1 tRNA gene and 1 rRNA gene are annotated in these 3427 nt (G+C 50.2%); both read right to left on the reverse strand.

Annotation, left to right across the window (positions count from 1 at the left end):
* Positions 1 to 68: 68 nt before the first annotated feature.
* Positions 69 to 2946, reverse strand: a 23S ribosomal RNA gene (locus M2375_RS22455).
* Between the two features lie 404 nt (positions 2947 to 3350).
* Positions 3351 to 3426 (reverse strand) — tRNA-Ala (locus M2375_RS22460).
* Position 3427 lies beyond the last annotated feature (1 nt).

Below are 3427 nucleotides of genomic sequence, written 5' to 3' on the forward strand. Positions count from 1 at the left end.
GGCATAACTGCAGTTGCAGTGTTTCTTCGCATGGACCCCCATCTAAGGCGGGGGCCGATCAAAGTTATAGGGTCAAGCCGCACGAGCAATTAGTATTGGTTAGCTTAACGCATTGCTGCGCTTCCACACCCAACCTATCAACGTCCTGGTCTAGAACGACTCTTCAGGGGGGTCAAGCCCCCGGCAGATCTCATCTTGGAACGAGTTTCCCGCTTAGATGCTTTCAGCGGTTATCTCTTCCACACATAGCTACTCGGCAATGCCACTGGCGTGACAACCGATACACCAGAGGTGTGTCCACTCCGGTCCTCTCGTACTAGGAGCAGGCTTCCTCAAATCTGCAGCGCCCACGGAAGATAGGGACCAAACTGTCTCACGACGTTTTAAACCCAGCTCACGTACCTCTTTAAATGGCGAACAGCCATACCCTTGGGACCGACTACAGCCCCAGGATGAGATGAGCCGACATCGAGGTGCCAAACACCGCCGTCGATATGAACTCTTGGGCGGTATCAGCCTGTTATCCCCAGAGTACCTTTTATCCGTTGAGCGATGGCCCTTCCATACAGAACCACCGGATCACTATGTCCTGCTTTCGCATCTGCTCGACTTGTCAGTCTCGCAGTTAAGCACGCTTATGCCATTGCACTATCGTCACGATGTCCGACCGTAACTAGCGTACCTTCGAACTCCTCCGTTACGCTTTGGGAGGAGACCGCCCCAGTCAAACTGCCTACCATGCACTGTCCCCGATCCAGATAATGGACCAAGGTTAGAACCTCAAACACACCAGGGTGGTATTTCAACGTTGGCTCCATGAGAACTAGCATCCTCACTTCAAAGCCTCCCACCTATCCTACACAGATCTGTTCAAAGTCCAATACAAAGCTACAGTAAAGGTTCATGGGGTCTTTCCGTCTTTCCGCGGGGAGATTGCATCATCACAAACATTTCAACTTCGCTGAGTCTCAGGAGGAGACAGTGTGGCCATCGTTACGCCATTCGTGCAGGTCGGAACTTACCCGACAAGGAATTTCGCTACCTTAGGACCGTTATAGTTACGGCCGCCGTTTACTGGGACTTCAATCAAGAGCTTGCACCCCATCATTTAATCTTCCAGCACCGGGCAGGCGTCACACCCTATACGTCCACTTTCGTGTTTGCAGAGTGCTGTGTTTTTATTAAACAGTCGCAGCCACCTATTCTTTGCAACCCCTTTGGGCTCCCTTTGTTCAAGTTCACCTACTGAGGGCACACCTTCTCCCGAAGTTACGGTGTCAATTTGCCGAGTTCCTTCTCCTGAGTTCTCTCAAGCGCCTTAGAATACTCATCTCGCGCACCAGTGTCGGTTTGCGGTACGGTCGTGTGTAGCTGAAGCTTAGTGGCTTTTCCTGGAAGCTGGGTATCACTCACTTCGTCTGCAAGCAGACCCGTTATCACCCCTCATCTTAGCCCGGCGGATTTGCCTACCGAGCATGACTACAGGCTTGAACCAACATATCCAACAGTTGGCTGAGCTAACCTTCTTCGTCCCCACATCGCACTACACATCGGTACGGGAATATTGACCCGTTTCCCATCAGTTACGCATCTCTGCCTCACCTTAGGGGCCGACTTACTCTACGCCGATGAACGTTGCGTAGAAAACCTTGCGCTTACGGCGAGGGGGCTTTTCACCCCCTTTAACGCTACTCATGTCAGCATTCGCACTTCTGATACCTCCAGCATCCGTCTCCAGACACCTTCACAGGCTTACAGAACGCTCTCCTACCACGCACAGTAAAACTGTGCATCCGCAGCTTCGGTAACTGGCTTAGCCCCGTTACATCTTCCGCGCAGGACGACTCGATCAGTGAGCTATTACGCTTTCTTTAAATGATGGCTGCTTCTAAGCCAACATCCTGACTGTTTTAGCCTTCCCACTTCGTTTCCCACTTAGCCCGTTTTAGGGACCTTAGCTGGCGGTCTGGGTTGTTTCCCTCTTGAGTCCGGACGTTAGCACCCGGTGCTCTGTCTCCCAAGCTGTACTCTGCGGTATTCGGAGTTTGCATAGGTTTGGTAAGTCGCCATGACCCCCTAGCCTAAACAGTGCTCTACCCCCGCAGGTAATACTTGAGGCACTACCTAAATAGTTTTCGGAGAGAACCAGCTATTTCCAAGTTTGTTTAGCCTTTCACCCCTATCCACAGCTCATCCCCTAGTTTTGCAACACTAGTGGGTTCGGACCTCCAGTACCTGTTACGGCACCTTCATCCTGGCCATGGATAGATCACTTGGTTTCGGGTCTACACCCAGCGACTGTCGCCCTATTCGGACTCGATTTCTCTACGCCTTCCCTATTCGGTTAAGCTTGCCACTGAATGTAAGTCGCTGACCCATTATACAAAAGGTACGCAGTCACCCCTAAGGGCTCCTACTTTTTGTAAGCATGCGGTTTCAGGATCTATTTCACTCCCCTCCCGGGGTTCTTTTCGCCTTTCCCTCACGGTACTTGTTCACTATCGGTCGATGATGAGTATTTAGCCTTGGAGGATGGTCCCCCCATATTCAGACAGGGTTTCTCGTGCCCCGCCCTACTTGTCTCTAGCTTAGTACCACCACTGCGTTTTCACATACGGGGCTATCACCCACTATGGCCGGACTTTCCATTCCGTTTTGTTAACACAATGACTATCTCTAGACGGCTCTTCCGAATTCGCTCGCCACTACTATCGGAATCTCAGTTGATGTCTTTTCCTCTGGGTACTTAGATGTTTCAGTTCTCCAGGTTCGCTTCGACAACCTATGTATTCAGTTGCCGATACCTATTGCTAGGTGGGTTCCCCCATTCAGAAATCTCCGGATCAAAGTTTATTTGCCAACTCCCCGAAGCTTATCGCAGGCTATCACGTCTTTCGTCGCCTATCATCGCCAAGGCATCCACCACATGCTCTTAGTCACTTGACCCTATAACTTTGACATCTATCTCTAGATCTCAAGCACAAGAAGCAAGCAACTGCTTTGCGAGGTCTCTCACCTCGCGCGTTATGCCGTAAATTGAATATCTATCTTGCCAACCTATTGCTAAGTTAGCAGGCTTGTAGAATATTCGTCATTACTGAATTAATCTTGCTTATCGCAAAGTTTCATTCGTTTTGACGCAATCAAATTGTTGCTGGTGGCACGGTCTACACTAAACCTTTACGAATGTGCAGTTTCCACCAGCAACGCTGATTTTCGACTCTATGAATTTTTAAAGAACAGCCGTGTTGTGCGATCTATATCGCTCAACAACAAAGCAGTCTGTCTCCAAACTGCTTTGGTGTTGATGACCCTAAAGGTCAATCTGATAAGTTATCGATTAAAAGTGTTGGTGGAGGATGACGGGATCGAACCGACGACCCCCTGCTTGCAAAGCAGGTGCTCTCCCAGCTGAGCTAATCCCCCT

The organism is Comamonas sp. BIGb0152 (assembly GCF_024809975.1).
Lineage (GTDB): Bacteria > Pseudomonadota > Gammaproteobacteria > Burkholderiales > Burkholderiaceae_C > Comamonas.